Raw genomic sequence first — 2,052 nt, forward strand, 5'->3', positions numbered from 1 at the left:
GCGACCTGTGGTGGAAGGGGCGCAAGTCGGCCTTCGGGGCGGTGGCGCGGGTGGCGCCCGACTACTACCTCCACGACACCGTGGTGCCCCGCACCCGCCTCGCCGAGATCCTCACCCGCGTGTACGAGATCGCCGACCGCCACGGCGTCGGGGTCATGAACGTGTTCCACGCCGGGGACGGCAACCTCCACCCCCTGTTCCTGTTCGACCGGCGCCGGCCCGGGGAGATGGACCGGGTGAAGCGGGCGGGGGACGAGCTGATCGAGATGTGCATCGCCGCCGGGGGGGTGCTGTCGGGGGAGCACGGCATCGGCCTGGAGAAGCGTGACCACATGCCGCTGCTGTTCGGCCCCGCCGACCTGGCGGCCCAGGACGCCCTCCGGAGCGCCTTCGACCCGGTCCGGCTGTTCAACCCGGACAAGGTCCTCCCGTCCGGCTCCCGGTGCGGGGACCTGCAGTCGGTCCCGGCCGGGGCGTGGGTGTGAGGGTGTGAGCGAGCCCCTTGCCGCCTTCGCCGCCGAGGTGGGCCCGGCCGGACCGGTCACCGTGGCGGGGGGGCGCACCCAGTGGGAGGTCGGCGGACCGGCGGACCCCTCGGCCCGGGTGGTGCGGGCCCCCGCCGGCGTCGTCGAGCACCGGCCGGCCGAGATGACCGTGCGCCTGGGCGCCGGCACGGTCGTGGCCGATCTCGACTCCGCCCTGGCCGAGGCGGGCCAGATGGTGCCGCTGGATCCGGCCCGGCCCGGCGAGGCCACCGTGGGCGGGGTGCTGGCCGTGGGGCGGAGCGGGGGGCGGCGCCTGCGGTACGGGCCGGTGCGGGACTGCGTGCTCGAGGTGCGCTACGTCTCGGCCGCCGGTGAGCTGGTGAAGGCGGGGGCTCCGGTGGTGAAGAACGTGAGCGGCTTCGACCTGGTCCGGGTGATGGTGGGCTCCCTCGGGACCCTGGGTCTGCTGGCCGAGCTGGTGCTGCGCACCCATCCCCGGCCCGCCGGGGCCCGGTGGCTGACCGCCCCGGCCGACGCCCGGGCCGTCACCGCGGCCGCCGCCCTCCTGTACCGCCCGTCCTCTCTGCTCTGGGACGGGGCCCGGGCCTGGGCGCTCCTCGAGGGCCATCCCGCCGACGTTGACGCCGAGACCGCCGCCCTCGGCCCGGAGTGGGAGCAATGCCCGGGCCCGCCCGCCCTGCCTTCCGGCTCGCGCCTCTCCGTCGACCCGTCCGGGCTGGTGACGTGGGCGGCCGCCCGGCCCCCCGGCTCCTTCGTGGCCGAGATGGGAGTGGGCGTGGTGCACCTCTCCGCCGCCCCCGACCCCGCCGACCGGCCGCCGGGCGGCACGGCGCCCGGTCCGGTCCTCGACCTCAACCGGAGGTTGAAGGCCGCCTTCGACCCCGACAACCGCCTCAACCCCGGGCGGAGCCCGGTCCCGTGATCCTCGGCGTCGACGACGACGAGCTGGCCCTGTGCGTCTCTTGCGGCCTGTGCCTCCCGCACTGCCCGACCTACCGGGTGACGGGGGACGAGTCGGCCTCGCCCCGGGGCCGGATCGCCGCCATGCGCGCCGTCCAGGCCGGCGCCCCGGCCTCCGCCGAGTTCGTCTCGTACATGGACCTGTGCGTGCAGTGCCGGGGCTGCGAGGTGGCGTGCCCGTCGTCGGTCCCGTTCGGGCGGCTGATGGAGGACACCCGCCACACCCTGGCCACGCAGGCGGGCTACCAGCCGTGGTGGCGCCGCCTCGGCTTCCGGGCCCTCGGCCATCACCGCCTGCTGATCGGGGCCACCTTCCTGCTGGCGCTGGCCCAGCGGGTCGGCCTGGTGCCCCGCCGCCTCGGCCTGCCCCCGCTGCCGTTGCGGCGGCGTCCGCTCCCGGACACCGGAGCCGACGTGTGGCTGTTCACCGGGTGCGTCATGGACGCGTGGATGCGCCCGGTCCACGCCGCCGTCGTGCGGGTGATGACGGCCAGCGGGGCGGGCGTGCGCGTCACACCGCCCGGCGCCGGCTGCTGCGGCGCCCTGGCCGCCCACGCCGGGCTGGTCGACCTGGCCCGCCGGCAGG

At 76.9% G+C, this 2,052-nt stretch carries 3 protein-coding genes; all 3 read left to right on the forward strand.

Annotated elements, in window-relative coordinates; all coding sequences use genetic code 11:
* The coding region (locus tag VFW24_01515; GenBank protein ID HEX5265426.1) for an FAD-linked oxidase C-terminal domain-containing protein at window positions 1–485 on the forward strand (485 nt) is incomplete at its 5' end.
* Window positions 486–489: 4 nt separating this feature from the next.
* Window positions 490–1,428 (forward strand): FAD-binding protein, encoded by a 939-nt coding sequence (locus VFW24_01520; GenBank protein HEX5265427.1) that lies wholly within the window; start codon window positions 490–492, stop codon window positions 1,426–1,428.
* Window positions 1,425–2,052 (forward strand): (Fe-S)-binding protein (locus tag VFW24_01525; GenBank protein HEX5265428.1); only part of this gene is annotated, 628 nt, incomplete at its 3' end. The genes VFW24_01520 and VFW24_01525, both read left to right, overlap by 4 nt.

The organism is Acidimicrobiales bacterium (genome assembly GCA_036273495.1).
GTDB lineage: Bacteria > Actinomycetota > Acidimicrobiia > Acidimicrobiales > JAJPHE01 > DASSEU01.